Source organism: Dechloromonas hankyongensis (genome assembly GCF_022012295.1).
GTDB classification, from domain to species: Bacteria; Pseudomonadota; Gammaproteobacteria; order Burkholderiales; family Rhodocyclaceae; genus Azonexus; species Azonexus hankyongensis.
In genome coordinates, this window is record NZ_JAKLTN010000001.1 from 406,950 (window position 1) to 421,428 (window position 14,479).

The 14,479-nt window shown below is 66.6% G+C and carries 17 protein-coding genes; 16 read left to right on the plus strand and 1 reads right to left on the minus strand.

Going from position 1 to position 14,479, the window contains the following annotated elements; translation table 11 throughout:
- Positions 1 to 41: 41 nt before the first annotated feature.
- The 6 genes from LZ012_RS02005 (at position 42) to dsbD (ending at position 5,100) form a co-directional block, all read left to right on the plus strand.
- Positions 42 to 350, plus strand: coding sequence for a (2Fe-2S) ferredoxin domain-containing protein (locus LZ012_RS02005; protein ID WP_275707008.1), 309 nt, complete (start codon positions 42 to 44; stop codon positions 348 to 350).
- Between the two features lie 4 nt (positions 351 to 354).
- Positions 355 to 993, plus strand: coding sequence for an alpha/beta hydrolase (locus tag LZ012_RS02010; RefSeq protein WP_275707010.1), 639 nt, complete (start codon positions 355 to 357; stop codon positions 991 to 993).
- The gene (locus LZ012_RS02015) at positions 981 to 1,898 is read left to right on the plus strand and encodes an ATP-binding cassette domain-containing protein (RefSeq protein ID WP_275707012.1); all 918 of its coding nucleotides are present in this window, start codon (positions 981 to 983) and stop codon (positions 1,896 to 1,898) included. Before LZ012_RS02010 ends, LZ012_RS02015 begins: the two co-directional genes overlap by 13 nt.
- Before the next feature lie 136 nt (positions 1,899 to 2,034).
- Positions 2,035 to 2,859, plus strand: a complete 825-nt coding sequence (locus tag LZ012_RS02020) for an ABC transporter permease (protein ID WP_338033130.1) — start codon at positions 2,035 to 2,037, stop codon at positions 2,857 to 2,859.
- Between the two features lie 169 nt (positions 2,860 to 3,028).
- Positions 3,029 to 3,346 carry a divalent-cation tolerance protein CutA gene (cutA, locus tag LZ012_RS02025; RefSeq protein ID WP_275707015.1) on the plus strand — a complete coding sequence of 106 codons (318 nt, stop codon included), beginning with the start codon at positions 3,029 to 3,031 and terminating at the stop codon, positions 3,344 to 3,346.
- Positions 3,347 to 3,348: 2 nt separating this feature from the next.
- The gene (gene dsbD, locus LZ012_RS02030) at positions 3,349 to 5,100 is read left to right on the plus strand and encodes a protein-disulfide reductase DsbD (protein WP_275709601.1); all 1,752 of its coding nucleotides are present in this window, start codon (positions 3,349 to 3,351) and stop codon (positions 5,098 to 5,100) included.
- Here the strand turns inward: dsbD and LZ012_RS02035 are convergent.
- On the minus strand, positions 5,097 to 5,771 hold the full coding sequence (locus tag LZ012_RS02035; RefSeq protein WP_275707018.1) for a phosphatase PAP2 family protein: 675 nt from the start codon (positions 5,769 to 5,771) through the stop codon (positions 5,097 to 5,099). The two genes, dsbD and LZ012_RS02035, sit on opposite strands and share 4 nt — an antisense overlap.
- 145 nt (positions 5,772 to 5,916) lie before the next feature.
- Here LZ012_RS02035 and LZ012_RS02040 point away from each other — a divergent pair, with 145 nt between their 5' ends.
- From LZ012_RS02040 to LZ012_RS02085, 10 genes are read left to right on the plus strand one after another with little or no spacing between them, the layout of a single operon-like run.
- Positions 5,917 to 6,156 (plus strand): acyl carrier protein, encoded by a 240-nt coding sequence (locus LZ012_RS02040; protein WP_275707020.1) that lies wholly within the window; start codon positions 5,917 to 5,919, stop codon positions 6,154 to 6,156.
- 3 nt (positions 6,157 to 6,159) lie between these two features.
- Positions 6,160 to 7,413: a beta-ketoacyl-[acyl-carrier-protein] synthase family protein gene (locus tag LZ012_RS02045; RefSeq protein ID WP_275707022.1), complete on the plus strand. Its 1,254-nt coding sequence runs from the start codon at positions 6,160 to 6,162 to the stop codon at positions 7,411 to 7,413.
- 18 nt (positions 7,414 to 7,431) lie between these two features.
- Positions 7,432 to 7,701, plus strand: coding sequence for a phosphopantetheine-binding protein (locus LZ012_RS02050; protein ID WP_275707024.1), 270 nt, complete (start codon positions 7,432 to 7,434; stop codon positions 7,699 to 7,701).
- Positions 7,698 to 8,363 (plus strand): COG4648 family protein, encoded by a 666-nt coding sequence (locus LZ012_RS02055; protein WP_275707027.1) that lies wholly within the window; start codon positions 7,698 to 7,700, stop codon positions 8,361 to 8,363. Before LZ012_RS02050 ends, LZ012_RS02055 begins: the two co-directional genes overlap by 4 nt.
- The gene (locus tag LZ012_RS02060; RefSeq protein ID WP_275707030.1) at positions 8,360 to 9,706 is read left to right on the plus strand and encodes an AMP-binding protein; all 1,347 of its coding nucleotides are present in this window, start codon (positions 8,360 to 8,362) and stop codon (positions 9,704 to 9,706) included. Before LZ012_RS02055 ends, LZ012_RS02060 begins: the two co-directional genes overlap by 4 nt.
- Positions 9,693 to 9,998, plus strand: a complete 306-nt coding sequence (locus tag LZ012_RS02065; RefSeq protein ID WP_275707032.1) for an ApeI family dehydratase — start codon at positions 9,693 to 9,695, stop codon at positions 9,996 to 9,998. Before LZ012_RS02060 ends, LZ012_RS02065 begins: the two co-directional genes overlap by 14 nt.
- On the plus strand, positions 9,995 to 10,906 hold the full coding sequence (locus LZ012_RS02070) for an LpxL/LpxP family acyltransferase (RefSeq protein WP_275707034.1): 912 nt from the start codon (positions 9,995 to 9,997) through the stop codon (positions 10,904 to 10,906). Before LZ012_RS02065 ends, LZ012_RS02070 begins: the two co-directional genes overlap by 4 nt.
- Positions 10,903 to 11,469, plus strand: coding sequence for a LolA-related protein (locus tag LZ012_RS02075; RefSeq protein WP_275707036.1), 567 nt, complete (start codon positions 10,903 to 10,905; stop codon positions 11,467 to 11,469). The genes LZ012_RS02070 and LZ012_RS02075 overlap by 4 nt, the downstream gene beginning before the upstream one ends.
- A complete protein-coding gene (locus LZ012_RS02080) occupies positions 11,466 to 13,808 on the plus strand; it encodes an MMPL family transporter (RefSeq protein WP_275707038.1) in 2,343 nt (780 codons plus the stop codon). Before LZ012_RS02075 ends, LZ012_RS02080 begins: the two co-directional genes overlap by 4 nt.
- A 28-nt stretch (positions 13,809 to 13,836) precedes the next feature.
- Entirely contained in the window at positions 13,837 to 14,478 is a 642-nt protein-coding gene (locus tag LZ012_RS02085; protein ID WP_275707040.1) for a hypothetical protein, read from the plus strand.
- Position 14,479 lies beyond the last annotated feature (1 nt).

Consider the following 14,479-nt stretch of genomic DNA (forward strand, 5'->3'; position numbering starts at 1 on the left):
AACGCCACCCTCTATAATGCGCTTCTGTACAGGAGAACCGCATGAGCTATTTCAAACACCACGTCTTTTTTTGCTGCAATCAGCGCGAACCCGGTGAAACTTGCTGCAACGCCCTGGGCGCCAGCGAAATGCAGGCTTACGCCAAGGACCGCATCGGCCAGCTCAAGATGAAGGGACAGGGCAAGGTGCGGATCAACAAGGCCGGCTGCCTGGACCGCTGCGATGAGGGCCCGGTGATGGTCGTCTATCCGGAAGCCGTCTGGTACACCTATGTCGACAAGGAAGACGTCGAGGAAATCATTCAGGAACACCTGATCGGCGGCAAGATCGTCGAACGCTTGAAGATCTGAGGCCATGAAAGCACCCGAAGAAAAAATTCTGATCGACGGCCCGGTTGGCAAGATCGAGGTCATCATGGAGCGCCCGGATGCCCCGAAAGGCATCGCGCTGATCGCTCACCCGCATCCGCTCGGCGGCGGCGCCAATACCAACAAGGTCGCCTACACGCTGGCCCGCTGCTTCGTCGGTCTCGGCTACGCGGCCTTCCGCCCGAATTTCCGTGGTGTCGGCGAAACCGAGGGCGTGCATGACGAGGGCGTCGGCGAAACCGAAGACCTGCTCGCCGTGCTGGCCGATGCCAAGTGCCGCTGCGGCGACATCCCGGTCGTGCTCGCCGGCTTCTCCTTCGGCGCCTATTGCCAGACCCGCGTTGCCAAGCGCCTGCAGGAAGCCGGCCATCCGGCGCAGCGCCTGGTCCTGGTCGGCACTGCCGCCGGCTATGTCGAAAGCACCCGTCACTACGACACCGAGGCCGTGCCGCACGACACCATCGTCATCCATGGCTCGGACGACACGCTGGTACCGATGAGCAATGTCTTTGCCTGGGCGCTGCCGCTCGACCTGCCGGTCGTCGTCGTGCCCGGCGCGGACCATTTCTTCCATCGCCGGCTGCACGTCATCCGCGACATCATCACCCGAGCGTGGCGACACTAAGCGCCAGCGCGCTGCGCAAGACTTACGGCGACCAGGAGGTGGTCGCCGGCCTGTCTTTTGCCGTCGAACCGGGCACCTGCTTCGGCCTGCTCGGCCCGAACGGCGCCGGCAAGACGACCACGCTGCGCCTCTGCCTCGGCCTGACCGCCCCGAACAGCGGCGCGATCGTGCTCAACGGCTGCGCCATTCCGGCCGCCGCCCAGCAGGCGAGGGCACGGGTCGGCGTCGTGCCGCAGTTCGACAATCTCGACCCGGATTTCACCTGCGCCGAGAACCTGCTGGTCTTCGGCCGCTATTTCGGCATCGCGGATGCCGACATCCGCAGCCGTATCCCGCAGCTGCTCGACTTTGCCGGTCTGGCCAGCAAGGCCGATGCCCGCATCGCGACGCTGTCCGGCGGCATGAAGCGCCGCCTGACGCTGGCCCGGGCACTGGTCAACGACCCGGATATCGTCTTTCTCGACGAGCCGACCACCGGCCTCGACCCGCAGGCCCGGCACCTGATCTGGGACCGGCTGAAGCAGCTGAAATCAGCCGGCAAGACGCTGATCCTGACCACCCACTTCATGGACGAGGCGGAACGCCTGTGCGACGCGCTGATCGTCATCGACCATGGGCGCAAGATCGCCGAGGGCAGCCCGCGTGCCCTGATCGCCGAGCAGATCGAACCGCAGGTGATCGAAGTCTTCGACGAAACACGGGGCCAACTGGCACCCTTCGTCGAGGCACACCGCGCTCTGGCCGAACGCGTCGAAACCAGCGGCGAAACTGCCTTCTTCTACTGCCGCGATCCGCGGCCGCTACTGGCCCGGCTGGCCGAGGCCGACGGCCTGCGCTACGTGCACCGCGCCTCCAACCTGGAAGACGTGTTCATCAAGCTGACTGGTCGCGAACTGCGCGACTAAGCCACGATTTTCCCATCGCCCACGGCGAACCGTCTGCCGGCCACAAATTTGATCATCCCGATCTCCCCAAGCTGATCCGTTTGGTAGCAGCCGCAGCGCACACGCCAGGAACAGTCGGCGCCAAAGAGGCTCTAAAATGGCTGTTCAATCCCGATCCGCCAAATTTCCTGCCGCCATGAGCGCCACGCTTTCCCTCTCCCGTTTTAACCGGCCCGGCTTCCTGCCGGTGTGGCGGCGCAATTTCCTCGTCTGGCGCAAGTTGGCCTTGCCGTCCATCCTCGGCAACCTGGCCGATCCGCTGATCTACATGCTCGGCCTCGGCTATGGCTTGGGCGCCATGCTGCCCAGCGTCGGCGGCCAGCCCTATGTCGCCTTCCTGGCCGCCGGCACGGTGTGCGCCTCGACCATGAACGCCGCTACGTTCGAGGCGCTGTACTCGGCCTTTTCCCGCATGCACGTGCAGAAGACTTGGGACGCCATCCTCAACACCCCGCTCGGCCTGACCGACGTGGTCGCCGGCGAACTGTTCTGGGCAGCCACCAAGTCGCTGTTTTCCGGTGCCGCCATCCTCGTCGTCATCACCGGCATGGGCCTGACGCACGGGCCGCTGATGCTGTGGGCGCTGCCGGCCGTCGTGCTGACCGGGCTGGCCTTTGCCGCGCTGGGCCTGATCTGGAATGCGCTGGCGCCCAGCTACGATTTCTTCATGTACTACTTCACGCTGTTCATCACGCCGATGACGCTGATTTCCGGCGTCTTCTTCCCGACTGAGCAGTTGCCCGGCTGGCTGGCGGCGATCGGCGGCTGGCTGCCGCTGGCGCAGGGCGTGGCACTGGTCCGTCCCTTGCTGGCCGGCGAGGTACCGGCCGATGCCCTGATCCACATCATGGCGCTGCTCGCGACCGCCGGCGTAGCCTTCGCCATCGCCCTGCACCTGACCCGCCGCCGCCTGCTCAAGTAGAATCAGGTGGTCTGCTTCGCAATTAACCGAACATGAAAACTTGTCTTTGCGCCCCTGGCGTTGTTGCTCATCCTCGCGATAGCGTCAGCTATCGCTCCGGTTCGCGCCTAGCCAGAGACAAAAATCCGGCGCTTTCATCCTGTCCGGCCAATTACGAAGCAGATCACTGATGGAAACCCTGCTCGTCCTTACCAACTGCCCCGACGAGGAAACCGCCAACGCCATCGCGCTGGCCGTCGTCGAGGAAAAGCTCGCCGCCTGCGTCAATATCCTGCCCCGCGTGCAGTCCGTCTACCGCTGGCAGGGCAGCGTCGAATCGGCGGCCGAAATCCCGCTGCTGATCAAGACGACCGGCCGCAATTACGCTGCCCTCGAGGCCCGGATCGCAGCCCTGCATCCCTACGACGTGCCCGAAATCATCGCCCTCCCCATCGCCCGCGGCTTGCCGGCCTACCTGAACTGGGTGGCGGCTGAAACTCTCCAATGACCATGCGCATCCTGCTTTTCCTCTTTTCCCTGCTCGTTTCGCTCGCCCACGCCGACGAATTCCTCGATCCGGCAGTTGCCTTTAAGCCATCCGTGCGCGCCCTCGATGGCCAGACCCTCGAAGTCAGCTACGAGATCGCCAAGGGCTACTACCTGTACCGCGACAAGTTCCGCTTTGCCGTCGACGGTGATGCTGTCGCATTGGGCACGGCCTCCTACCCCAAGGGCAAGGAAAAGAACGACGACAACTTCGGCAAGGTCGAGGTCTATTACAAGTCGGTCGCCATCCGCTTGCCGGTCGAACGCAATGCCTCGGGGCCGCTGGCGCTGAACCTCAAGGTCACGGCCCAGGGCTGTGCCGACGCCGGCGTCTGCTATCCGCCACAGATGCAGCCGGTCAGCGTCACGCTGCCCGACCCGGCGACCACGCCGAGCGCCTCGGCCGCAGGCGAGGGCGACGAAAGCGGCATGATCGCCGCCACGCTGAAGAACGCCGGCTTCTGGGCTATTCTCGCCTTCTTCTTCGTCGCCGGCCTCGGCCTGTCGCTGACTCCCTGCGTCTTCCCGATGATTCCCATCCTGTCCGGCATCATCGCCGGCCAGGGGCACAAGGCTTCGCATGCCCGCGGCTTCGCCCTGGCGCTGGCCTACGTACTCGGCATGGCGGTCACCTACGCCGCCGCCGGCGTCGCCGCCGGCCTGACCGGCACGCTGGTCTCCAGTGCCCTGCAGAACTCCTGGGTGCTCGGCAGTTTCGCGCTGGTCTTCGTCGTCCTCTCCTTTTCGATGTTCGGTTTCTACGAACTGCAATTGCCCATCGCGCTGCAGAGCAAGCTGTCGGAGGAATCCGGCCACCTGCAGGGCGGGCGCGGCATCGGCGTCTTCCTGATGGGCGCCCTGTCGGCGCTGATCGTCGGGCCCTGCGTCGCCGCCCCGCTGGCCGGCGCGCTGCTCTACATCGGCCAGACCGGCGATGCGGTACTCGGCGGCACGGCGCTGTTCGTCATGGCGCTCGGCATGGGCGCCCCGCTGATCGCGGTCGGCGTGGCTGGCGGCTCGCTGCTGCCGAAGACTGGGCCGTGGATGGAAGGGGTCAAGAAAGCCTTCGGCGTGCTGCTGCTCGCCACTGCCGTCTGGCTGGTCTCGCCGGTCGTGCCGCCGGTCGCCGCCATGCTCGCCTGGGCGCTGCTGCTCATCGTGCCGGCCATCTACCTCCATGCCCTCGACCCGCTGCCGCCACATGCCAAGGGCTGGCAGCGCTTCTGGAAAGGCATCGGCATCGTCATGCTGCTCACCGGCGCGGCCTTGCTCATCGGCGCCCTGTCCGGCAGCCGCGATCCGCTGCAGCCGCTGGCCGGCCTGCGCGGTACGGCCGCCGCCCCGGAAGCACAACGCCTGCCCTTCGAACGCGTGGCATCGGTAGCCGAACTGGAAGCGAAGGTCGCTGCAGCCGGCAAGCCGGTAATGCTCGATTTCTATGCCGACTGGTGCGTGTCGTGCAAGGAAATGGAAAAATTCACCTTCGCCGACCGTGGCATCCAGGCCAGGCTGGCCGCTTACACGCTGCTGCAGGCCGACGTGACCGCTAATTCGGCCGACGACAAGGCCTTGCTCGCCCGCTTCGGCCTATTCGGCCCGCCCGGCATCATTTTCTTCGACCCCAAGGGCCAGGAAATCAAGTCAGTACGCGTCGTCGGCTTCCAGGACGCCGCGCAATTCGCCAAGACGCTGCAGAAAACCGGCGCTGCCGGCTAGATCTTCTGTTCCGGGGTGCGCTGCAGCGTGTGGCGCAAACCCGCCAGACCAAACAGCAAGCCGACCGTCGCCCCGGCCAGCACATCGAGCACCACATGCTGGCGGGTAGCGACGGTGGACCACAGGATGGCTAAGCAGTGCAGCCAATTCAGCCAGCGCACTGCCGCCGGGGTTCCGATCTGTTCGAAAATCCGCGCCAGCCAGATGGCGGCAAACAGCGCCGAGGCGACATGCAGGGAAGGGCAGGCATTGCCGCCGGCATCGACATCCTTGATGACGGCCATTTCCGGATACAGCCGCCAATCGACACCGGCCGACGGCACGCCGGTCGGCAGCAACCAGAAAATACCCAGACAAAGTAGGCACATCGCCGCCATCCAGGCCCCGAACCGTAGCATGGCCCGGATATCCTTCATGAAGGCGACCGGCAGTGAGGCATAGACCCACAGCGAGGCGTAGAACGGAAAAGCCAGCGAGGTGATGGGAATCGCCCGATCGAGCCAGGTCAGTGGCATCACGGTGACCGGAAATAGCGGATTGCGCAGGACCGCGAAATAGGCCGAGAAGAAAAGCATCATGAACGCCGCCGTGCCCAGCGCCTTGAGCGGCCAGACGGTATACATCCGGGCGGCTATCTGGCGATACCAGGGCGATTCGTGGGACGGGTGCATCGATGGCTCTGCGGCTGACGGAAAAGGAAAAATGCGGCGACATGGTAGCAAATCGAACCTCCGCCGCGCATATTCGTCGCCCCGATGCAACGGGGCCCGGGCAAGTCTTTGGAAAACATGGGCTTTCGGCTAAAATCGCCGACCTATGGATTCCATTGGCCTGATTCGCGAATTTCTCAAAGACCGCCTTGGCGTCGAACCGGAAACGGTCGTCCCGGAAGCGCCTTTGGCTGACCTCGGCGTCGACTCCCTGATGATGCTTGAACTGATGTTCGAATTCGAAGATCGCTTCAACATCAAGCTGTCCAGCGACCTGAAAACCCCCCAGACCGTCGGCGAAATGGTGTCGACGATGGATGGGCTGATCGCCAGCCAGAAGAGCTGAGCGATGAGTCTGCGGCGGGTTGCAATCACTGGCCTCGGGCTGGTCAGTCCGTATGGCGGCGACCTGGCCGATTTCTTCGCCCGGCTGAGCGCCGGCGAATCAGCCATCCGTTACCTGCTGACCGACGATCTGCCGCGTCCGCTGTCCATTCCCTTCGTCAGTTGCCCCGCCTTCAATCCGGATGCCGTCCTCGGCAAGCCGCTGGCCTCGATGATGGACCGCTTCGCCCAGCTCGGCATGGCCGCCGCTTTCGGCGCCTGGGACGATGCCGGCCTGCCGCGCCAGGCGGACGGCGAATCGCGCGATAGCTGGGGCGTGTCGTGGGGCACCGCGCTGGGCGGCACGCTGGCCTACGAAAAGGGCTACCGCGAACTGTGGCAGAAGGGGCGCGAACGCCTGTCGCCGCTGGCCGTCGTGCTCGGCATGAACAACGCGGCCAACGCCCACATTTCGATTCAGCTCGGCCTCGGCGGCATCAGCATGAGCCACACGGTGGCCTGCGCCTCGTCGGCCATCGCCATCGGCGAGGCCTTCCGCCGCGTCCGTTCGGGCGAAGCGACCATCATGGTCACCGGCGGTTCCGACGTGCCGCAGGCCTACGGCGTCGCCCGGGCCTGGGAAGCGCTGCGCGTCATGGCCCCCGGCGATGGCGAAACCTCGCCCTTCGCCTGCCGGCCGTTTGCCGCCGACCGCCGCGGCCTGGTGCTGGGCGAGGGTGGTGCCGCCCTGGTCCTCGAGGACTGGGAGCATGCCGTCGCCCGCGGCGCCCGCATCCATGGCGAAATGATCGGCTACGGCACCAGTTGCGACCACAGCCATCTGGTCCGTCCGGAAGTCGAAGGCCAGGTCCGTGCCCTGCATCTGACCCTGGCCGATGCCGGCCTGACGCCCGACGACATCGACTACATCAACGCCCACGGCACCGCCACCGCCGAAGGCGACCCGGTCGAGGTCGGCGCCCTGAAGGCGGTCTTCGGCGAGCGCGCCGGGCAACTGCCGGTCAGCGCCACCAAGTCCATGCACGGCCATCTGCTCGGCGCCGCCGGCGCCATCGAGGCCATCGCCACGGTGCTCGCCCTGCGCGAGCAGGTCGTCCCGCCGACCGCCAACCTGCAGGCCAACCTCGACCCGGACTGCGCCGGCGTCGATCACGTGACCACCGGCCGCCGCCAACAGGCGCTGCGTGCCGCGCTGTCCAATTCCTTCGCCTTTGGCGGCAGCAATGCGGTTCTCGCTTTCCGCGCCGTCGCCCCGTAACTCCCCGGAAGTCCCGTCATGTCGCAAGCCATCGAAGCCCTGTTGCCGGAAGTCGCCGAACTGATCGTTTCGGCCCTCAATCTCGACCTGGCGCCGCAGGAAATCGAAGCCGGCGCACCGCTGTTCGGCGAAGGACTCGGTCTGGATTCCATCGACGTGCTCGAAATCGCCCTGGTCATTTCCAAGCGCTACGGCCTGCAGCTCAAGTCGGACAACGAAGACAACATCCGCATCTTCGCGTCGCTGCGCGCCCTGACCACCTACATCGCCAGCCAGCGAACCAAATGACCCGACGCCTGGCCCAGCTGCTGCGCGGCCTGGCCGTGGCCGTCTTCCTCGTCGCCTGGGCGCTGCTCGCCCATTACGGCACCGCCGGCGACAGTTCGCCCGATCTGTCGGTACTGCTCGGCGTGTCGCCCATCATCGCGGCGGTCGGCTTGCTGCTGTGGCGCACCCGGCATCCGCTGCTCGCCGGCGGCGGCAACCTGCTGTTGCTCGGCGGCCTGATCTGGCTGTGGCCCACCCTGCGCCAGAACGTGCCGCTGGTTTTTTTCATCCAGCACCTCGGCACCAACCTGGCGCTCGCCACGCTGTTCGGGCGCAGCCTGCTCGGCGGCGGCGAGGCGCTGATCACCCAGATGGCACGCGCCATTTATCACGGCAAGATTTCCGAACGCAAACGGCGCTACACCCAGCAGGCCACCCTGGCGTGGGCGCTGTTCTTCCTGGCCAACGCATTGGTTTCGGCCATCCTGTGGCTGCTGGCGCCGCAGTCGGTCTGGTCGGTTTTCGCCAACCTGCTGTCGCTGCCGCTGCTCATCGGCATGTTCGTCGCCGAGTATCTGTGGCGACGGTGCGTGCTGCCGCCAGAGGAAAGGCCGAGCATCGCCCAGGTCGCCCGGGCCTATCGCATGCACGGCAAGCAGATACCGCCGGCCAATCCGTCATGAACACCATACCGCTGCTCACCCATGGCGACCTGAGCGCCATCTTCGCCTGGCGCCCGACGGGCCCGGTCAGCGTCGGCGCCTATCTGGCCGACGTGCACGCCCTGGCCGAACAGTTGCCGGCCACCGGCCACCTGCTCAACCTGTGCCACGACCGCTACCGCTTCGCCGTCGGCTTCGCCGCCGGGCTGCTGCGCGGCATGACCAGCCTGCAGCCGTCGTCGCAATCGCCGGAAACCTTCCGCCGCCTGCAGGCCGACTATCCGGATCTGATCGCCCTGTGCGACGGCACGGCCGATACGCTGGACCTGCACCGCTTCGATTTCCCCGATCAAACCGGCCAGCGCAAATCGCCGCCCGGCACGGCCATTCCGCACATTCCGGCCGACCAGCTGGCCGCCATTCTGTTCACCTCCGGGTCGACCGGCCTGCCGCAGGCGCAGCGCAAGACCTGGGGCAAGCTGGTCCGCAACGGCCGGGCCGAAGCCGTCGCGCTCGGGCTGGACGCCAAGCTGCACGTCCTGGTCGGCACTGTCCCGGTCCAGCACAGCTACGGCTTCGAATCGACCTTCCTGCTCGCGCTGCACGGCGGCTGCGCCTTCTGGGCCGGCAAGCCGTTCTACCCGCAGGACATCGCCGCCGCGCTGGCCACCGTACCGCAGCCCCGGCTGCTGGTCACCACCCCTTTCCATCTGTCGGCGCTGCTCGCGTCCGGCATCGACCTGCCGGCCATCGACATCCTGCTCTCGGCCACCGCGCCGCTGTCCACCGGGCTGGCCGCCGAGGCGGAGGCGCGCACCGGCGCGCCGGTTCTCGAAATCTACGGCTCGACCGAGTCCGGCCAACTGGCCAGCCGGCGTACCACCGACGGCGCGGCGTGGACCCTGCTGCCCGACGTGCGCCTGGAGCAGGACGGCGACGACACGGTGGCCTGCGACGGCCATGTCGAAGGCCGTATCGCGCTGTCCGACATCATCGAACTGCTGCCAGACCAGCGCTTCCTGCTGCACGGCCGCCACGCCGACCTGATCAACATCGCCGGCAAGCGCACTTCGCTGGCCTACCTGAACCACCAGCTCGGCGCCGTGCCCGGCGTCGTCGATGGCGCCTTCTTCCTGCCCGACGAGGAAGACCCGGACGGCATCACCCGGCTGACCGCCTTCGTCGTCGCGCCTGGCCTGACTGCCCGCCAGATCACCGTGGCGCTGCGCGAGCGGATCGAAGCCATTTTCCTGCCGCGACCGCTGGTGCTGCTCGACGCACTGCCGCGCAACAGCACCGGCAAGTTACCGCGCAGCGGCCTGCAGGCGCTGTACGCCGAAAAGGTAGGGCATGGCCGAAGCTGAATTTCACTGGACCGTGCCGGCCGATCATCCGGCTTTTGCCGGCCATTTTCCCGGCCGCCCCATCGTGCCCGGCGTCGTCCTGCTCGACTGCGCCATCCGGTTTGCCGAGGAAATGCTCGGCCGTCCGGGGCTGAACTGGCAGGTCGGCAATGCCAAATTCTTCAGCCCGGTCGGACCGGAGGAAACGCTCACTTTCTCCTTGGCGCAAAAACCCAGCGGCGCCATCGCCTTCACCGTACGCGGGGCAGGGCGCGAAGTCGCCGCCGGCAGCCTGACGCCGCCCGCGCCATGAGCCAGGAAAAAACCTCGGAAGCCGATTGGCTGCGCCAGCAGGAGCGCAGCAATCTGGCCATCCTCAAGCTGATGGTGTGGATTTCGCTGACTTTCGGGCGCAGCATCGGCCGCCTCGTCCTCTACGGCATCGCCGGCTATTTCGTGCTCTTTTCGCCCAAGGCCCGCCGCTTCAGCCGCAATTACCTGCACCGGGCGCTGGATCGCTGGGCCGAATGGTCGGACGGCTATCGCCATGTGTTCAGCTTCGCGAGCACCATCCACGACCGCATCTACCTGCTCAACGACCGTTTCGACCTGTTCGACATCGAGGTGGTCGGCGCCGAGGCGGTCAATGAAGCGGCGCGCAGCCATCCCGGCGCCTTGCTGATCGGCGCCCATCTCGGCAGTTTCGAAGTGCTGCGCGCGGTCGGCCGCAGCCAGGCCGGGCTGAAGGTGGCCATGCTGATGTACGAGGAAAACGCCCGCAAGATCAACACCACCCTGGAAGCGATCAACCCAGCGGCCAGCCGCGACATCATCCCGCTCGGCCGCATGGATTCGATGCTGCACGCCCGCGACATGCTCGACGCCGGCTACGCGGTGGGCATGCTGGCCGACCGCAGCCTGAAGGACGACGCCACCGTCGATTGCCGTTTCCTCGACGAAATGGCGCCGTTTCCGACCGGTCCGTGGCGCATGGCCGCCATGCTGCGCCGCCCGGTCTTCTTCATGACCGGGCTCTACCTCGGCGGCAACCGCTACCGGCTGCATTTCGAACCGCTGGCCGATTTTTCGCACACCCCGCGCGAGGAACGCGATGCGGAGATCCGCGCCGCCATGCAACACTATGCCGATCGCCTGACGCATTATTGCCGTCTGGCCCCGTACAACTGGTTCAATTTCTTCGACTTCTGGCAGAAAAAATGATCAAACGCCTGCTCGGCTGTCTCCTGTTCGCCGTCACGCTGCCGGCCAGCGCCGCCTTCGACATCGGCCAACTGATGGGCGATCTGGCCCAGCATAAGGGCGGCAAGGCCAAGTTCGTCGAGAAGAAATACCTCGCCATCCTCGACAAGCCGGTGGTGTCCACCGGCGAAATGACCTACACCCCGCCCGACCGCCTGGAAAAGCGCACCTTGACCCCCAAGGTCGAGACCTTGCTGCTCGACAAGGACATCCTGTCCATCGAACGCGACAAGCAGAAACTGTCGATCAACCTCGCCAACCAGCCGGAGGCGCTGGCCTTCGTCGACAGCATCCGCGGCACGCTGTCCGGCAACCGGGCGGCGCTGGAGAAAAACTACGCGCTTTACCTGTCGGGCAATTCGGACAAGTGGGTGCTGACCCTGCTGCCCAGCGACCAGAAAATCGCCAGCATGGTCCAGCGCATCACGGTCACCGGCAGCAAGAACCAGGTGCGCATCATCGAATATCTGCAGGCCGACGGCGACCGCTCGGTGCTGAATATCGATCCGGTCGACGGCAAATGACCCGTCAGGCCGGCCGCGCCCTCGCAATCTGGCTGCTCGCCATGCTGGCCGGGGCGCTCGTCGTCTGGAACAGCCATTTCGCGGCCGACATGTCCTTCTTCCTGCCGGCCAAGCCGAGCGCCGAGCAGCAGGTGCTGGTCGACCAGCTGAAGGAGGGCGTCGTCTCCCGCCTGTTGATGGTCGCCATTGCCGGCGGCGATTCGGCCCAGCGCGCCGCCGCCTCGCGCGGCTTGCGCAGCCGGCTGGAAAAACGGCCCGAGTTCGCCTCGGTGCAGAACGGCGAGGCCGGCAGCATGAATGCCGACCGCGACTTCCTGTTCGACCACCGCTATCTGCTCAGCCCGGCCGTCAAGCCAGAACGCTTCGCTGTGGATGGCCTGCGCGAGGCCGTCGCCAACAGCATCGACCTGCTCGCCTCGCCGGCCGGCATGATGCTAAAACCGCTGCTGCCGCGCGACCCGACCGGCGAACTGGTCGAACTGGTTTCCGGCCTCGACGCCGGCGCCCAGCCCAATGCCCGCGACGGCGTGTGGGCTTCGCGCGACGGCGAACGGGCCATGCTGCTCATCCAGACCGCGGCGCTCGGTTCCGACACCGACGGCCAGGAAACGGCCATCGGCCTGATCCGTAGCGAATTCGCCGCCGCCGCGCCGGGCGCCACGCTCAGCCTGCAGCTGTCCGGCCCCGGCCTGTTCGCGGTCAAGGCACGGGCCACCATCAAGAGCGAAGTCAGCCGCCTGTCCACCATCAGCACCGTCGCCATCGTCGCCGTCCTCTTCTTCGTCTACCGCTCGCTACGCCTGATGACCCTTGGCCTTCTGCCGGTGGTCAGCGGCGCGCTGGCCGGCGTCGTCGCCGTCAGCCTGGCCTACGGCACGGTGTTCGGCATCACCGTCGGCTTCGGCTCGGCGCTGATCGGCGAGGCGGTCGATTACTCGATCTACTACTTCGTGCAGGCCAACCGGCTTGGCGCCGACCATTGGCGCGACCGTTTCTGGCCGACCATCCGCCTCGGCGTGCTGACCTCGGCCTGCGGCTTCGCGGCGCTGCTCTTCTCCGGCTTCCCCGGCCTCGCCCAGCTCGGACTCTATTCGCTGAGCGGCGTGCTGGCCGCCGCGCTGGTTACCCGTTTCATCCTGCCGCCATTGGCCGGCAACAATTTCGCCATGCGCGATCTCAGCCATTTGGCGCCCCGCCTCAAACGTTGCATCGCCGTGCTCCAAGGCCTGCGCTGGCCGGTATTGCTGCTCGCCGTGGCGGCGGCCGCCTTGCTCGCGGTCAATCGCGATCATCTGTGGCATCCCAACCTGTCGGCCCTGAGCACGGTCAGCGCCGCCGACGGCGCCGTCGACCAGGCCTTGCGCGCCGACATCTCGGCCCCCGACGCCCGCTACATGGCGGTGATCAGCGCACCCGACCGCGAAGCCGCGCTGCAGGCCGCCGAGCGGGCAGGGCAGAAGCTCGACGCCCTGATCGCCGCCGGCGTCATCGGCGGCTACGACAACCCGGCCCGCTTCCTGCCCAGTCAGGCCATGCAGGCCAGCCGCCGTGCCGCGCTGCCGGAAACGGCTGAGCTGCAACTGCGCCTGCAGGCCGCACTGGCCGATTCGCCGCTCGCCGCCAACAAGCTGGCCGGCTTCCTCGCCGATGTCGAAAAGACCCGTACCCAGGGCAGCGTCAGCCGCGAATCCCTGAACGGCACCGGCCTGGCGCTGGCCGTCGATTCCTTGCTGATGCAACGCCCGAACGGCTGGAGCGTGCTGCTGCCGCTGCGCCCGCCCGGCGGCGAGAAGGGCGTCGATATCGCCATCGAACCGGTACGCGCCGCGCTGGCCGGCTCCGGCGCCTTGTTCATCGACATGAAGAACGAATTCGACACGCTGTACAACGACTATCTGCACGAAGCGACCGTGCTGTCGCTGGCCGGTTTCGTCGCCATCGTCGGCCTGCTCGCCGTCACCCGGCGCTCGCTGCGCCGCCTGGGCACCGTGCTGCTGCCGCTGCTCATCGCCGTCATTCTGGTCATCGCCGGCCTGCACCTCGCCGGCGAACAGCTGCACCTGCTGCACCTGATCGGCATGCTGCTCATCGTCGCCGTTGGCTCCAATTACGTCCTGTTCTTCGACCAGCCGGGCAACGCGGTGGACATGGACGACACGACGCTGGTCTCGATGGCCATCGCCAACCTGACCACCGCCATCGGCTTCGGCACGCTCGCCCTGTCCAACGTGCCGGTGCTGCACGCCGTCGGCGCCACGGTTGGGCCGGGTGCCGTGCTCGCCCTGCTGCTCTCCGCCTGTTTCGTCGGCAACAAGGCTCCAGCCGGGCAGCCGACATGAGCCCCGGCGTTTCACGTGGAACCACGCCATGAGCCTGCGCACCGTAGCACAGGCCGCATCCCGGCTAGGCGGCGCCGACACGCTGCTCGTCCTGCTGCCCGGTGCCTACATGACGCCCGAGCACTACGCCGAGCATTTCTTTCCCGCCGCCGAAGGTCTGCCGCTTGACCTGCTGGCCGTCGATCTCGGCCTCGACGCGGTGTCCGCCGGCGAGGCGATTCCCGCCTTGGTCGAGCAGATTCTCCGGCCGGCCCGCCACACCTACCGGCGCATCTGGCTGGCCGGTATTTCGCTTGGCGGCCTGCTGGCGCTCAGCCTGAACGCCGACCATCCGGGCGCCATCGATGGCCTGTGCCTGATCGCGCCCTACCCGGGCAGTCGGCTGACCACCAATGCCATCGCCCGCGCCGGTGGCCTCGACGCCTGGCAACCGACGGCCGAGGAATTGACCGACCCGGAATTCCGTGTCTATCGCTGGCTTAAAGCCCCGCCGGCCGAATTGCCGGTCTTCGTCGGCCACGGCCGCGACGACCGTTTCGCCGCCGGCATGCAGGCCATCGCCGAACGCTTCCCGGCCGGCTCGCGCCAGGTTGTCGCTGGCGACCACGATTGGCCGGCCTGGCGCAATTTGTGGGAAGATTTTCTCGACCGCGGCCACTTTACTGCCTGAG

Bases quoted from the DNA above. Each gene is read 5' to 3' on its own strand.
- LZ012_RS02040 (WP_275707020.1), top strand. From the start codon at position 5,917: ATGGATTCCATTGGCCTGATTCGCGAATTTCTCAAAGACCGCCTTGGC.
- LZ012_RS02020 (WP_338033130.1), top strand. From the start codon at position 2,035: ATGGCTGTTCAATCCCGATCCGCCAAATTTCCTGCCGCCATGAGCGCC.
- LZ012_RS02055 (WP_275707027.1), top strand. From the start codon at position 7,698: ATGACCCGACGCCTGGCCCAGCTGCTGCGCGGCCTGGCCGTGGCCGTC.
- LZ012_RS02045 (WP_275707022.1), top strand. From the start codon at position 6,160: ATGAGTCTGCGGCGGGTTGCAATCACTGGCCTCGGGCTGGTCAGTCCG.
- LZ012_RS02050 (WP_275707024.1), top strand. From the start codon at position 7,432: ATGTCGCAAGCCATCGAAGCCCTGTTGCCGGAAGTCGCCGAACTGATC.
- LZ012_RS02035 (WP_275707018.1), bottom strand. From the start codon at position 5,771: ATGCACCCGTCCCACGAATCGCCCTGGTATCGCCAGATAGCCGCCCGG.
- LZ012_RS02070 (WP_275707034.1), top strand. From the start codon at position 9,995: ATGAGCCAGGAAAAAACCTCGGAAGCCGATTGGCTGCGCCAGCAGGAG.
- LZ012_RS02010 (WP_275707010.1), top strand. From the start codon at position 355: ATGAAAGCACCCGAAGAAAAAATTCTGATCGACGGCCCGGTTGGCAAG.
- LZ012_RS02080 (WP_275707038.1), top strand. From the start codon at position 11,466: ATGACCCGTCAGGCCGGCCGCGCCCTCGCAATCTGGCTGCTCGCCATG.
- LZ012_RS02075 (WP_275707036.1), top strand. From the start codon at position 10,903: ATGATCAAACGCCTGCTCGGCTGTCTCCTGTTCGCCGTCACGCTGCCG.
- dsbD (WP_275709601.1), top strand. From the start codon at position 3,349: ATGCGCATCCTGCTTTTCCTCTTTTCCCTGCTCGTTTCGCTCGCCCAC.
- LZ012_RS02005 (WP_275707008.1), top strand. From the start codon at position 42: ATGAGCTATTTCAAACACCACGTCTTTTTTTGCTGCAATCAGCGCGAA.
- LZ012_RS02065 (WP_275707032.1), top strand. From the start codon at position 9,693: ATGGCCGAAGCTGAATTTCACTGGACCGTGCCGGCCGATCATCCGGCT.
- LZ012_RS02085 (WP_275707040.1), top strand. From the start codon at position 13,837: ATGAGCCTGCGCACCGTAGCACAGGCCGCATCCCGGCTAGGCGGCGCC.
- LZ012_RS02060 (WP_275707030.1), top strand. From the start codon at position 8,360: ATGAACACCATACCGCTGCTCACCCATGGCGACCTGAGCGCCATCTTC.
- cutA (WP_275707015.1), top strand. From the start codon at position 3,029: ATGGAAACCCTGCTCGTCCTTACCAACTGCCCCGACGAGGAAACCGCC.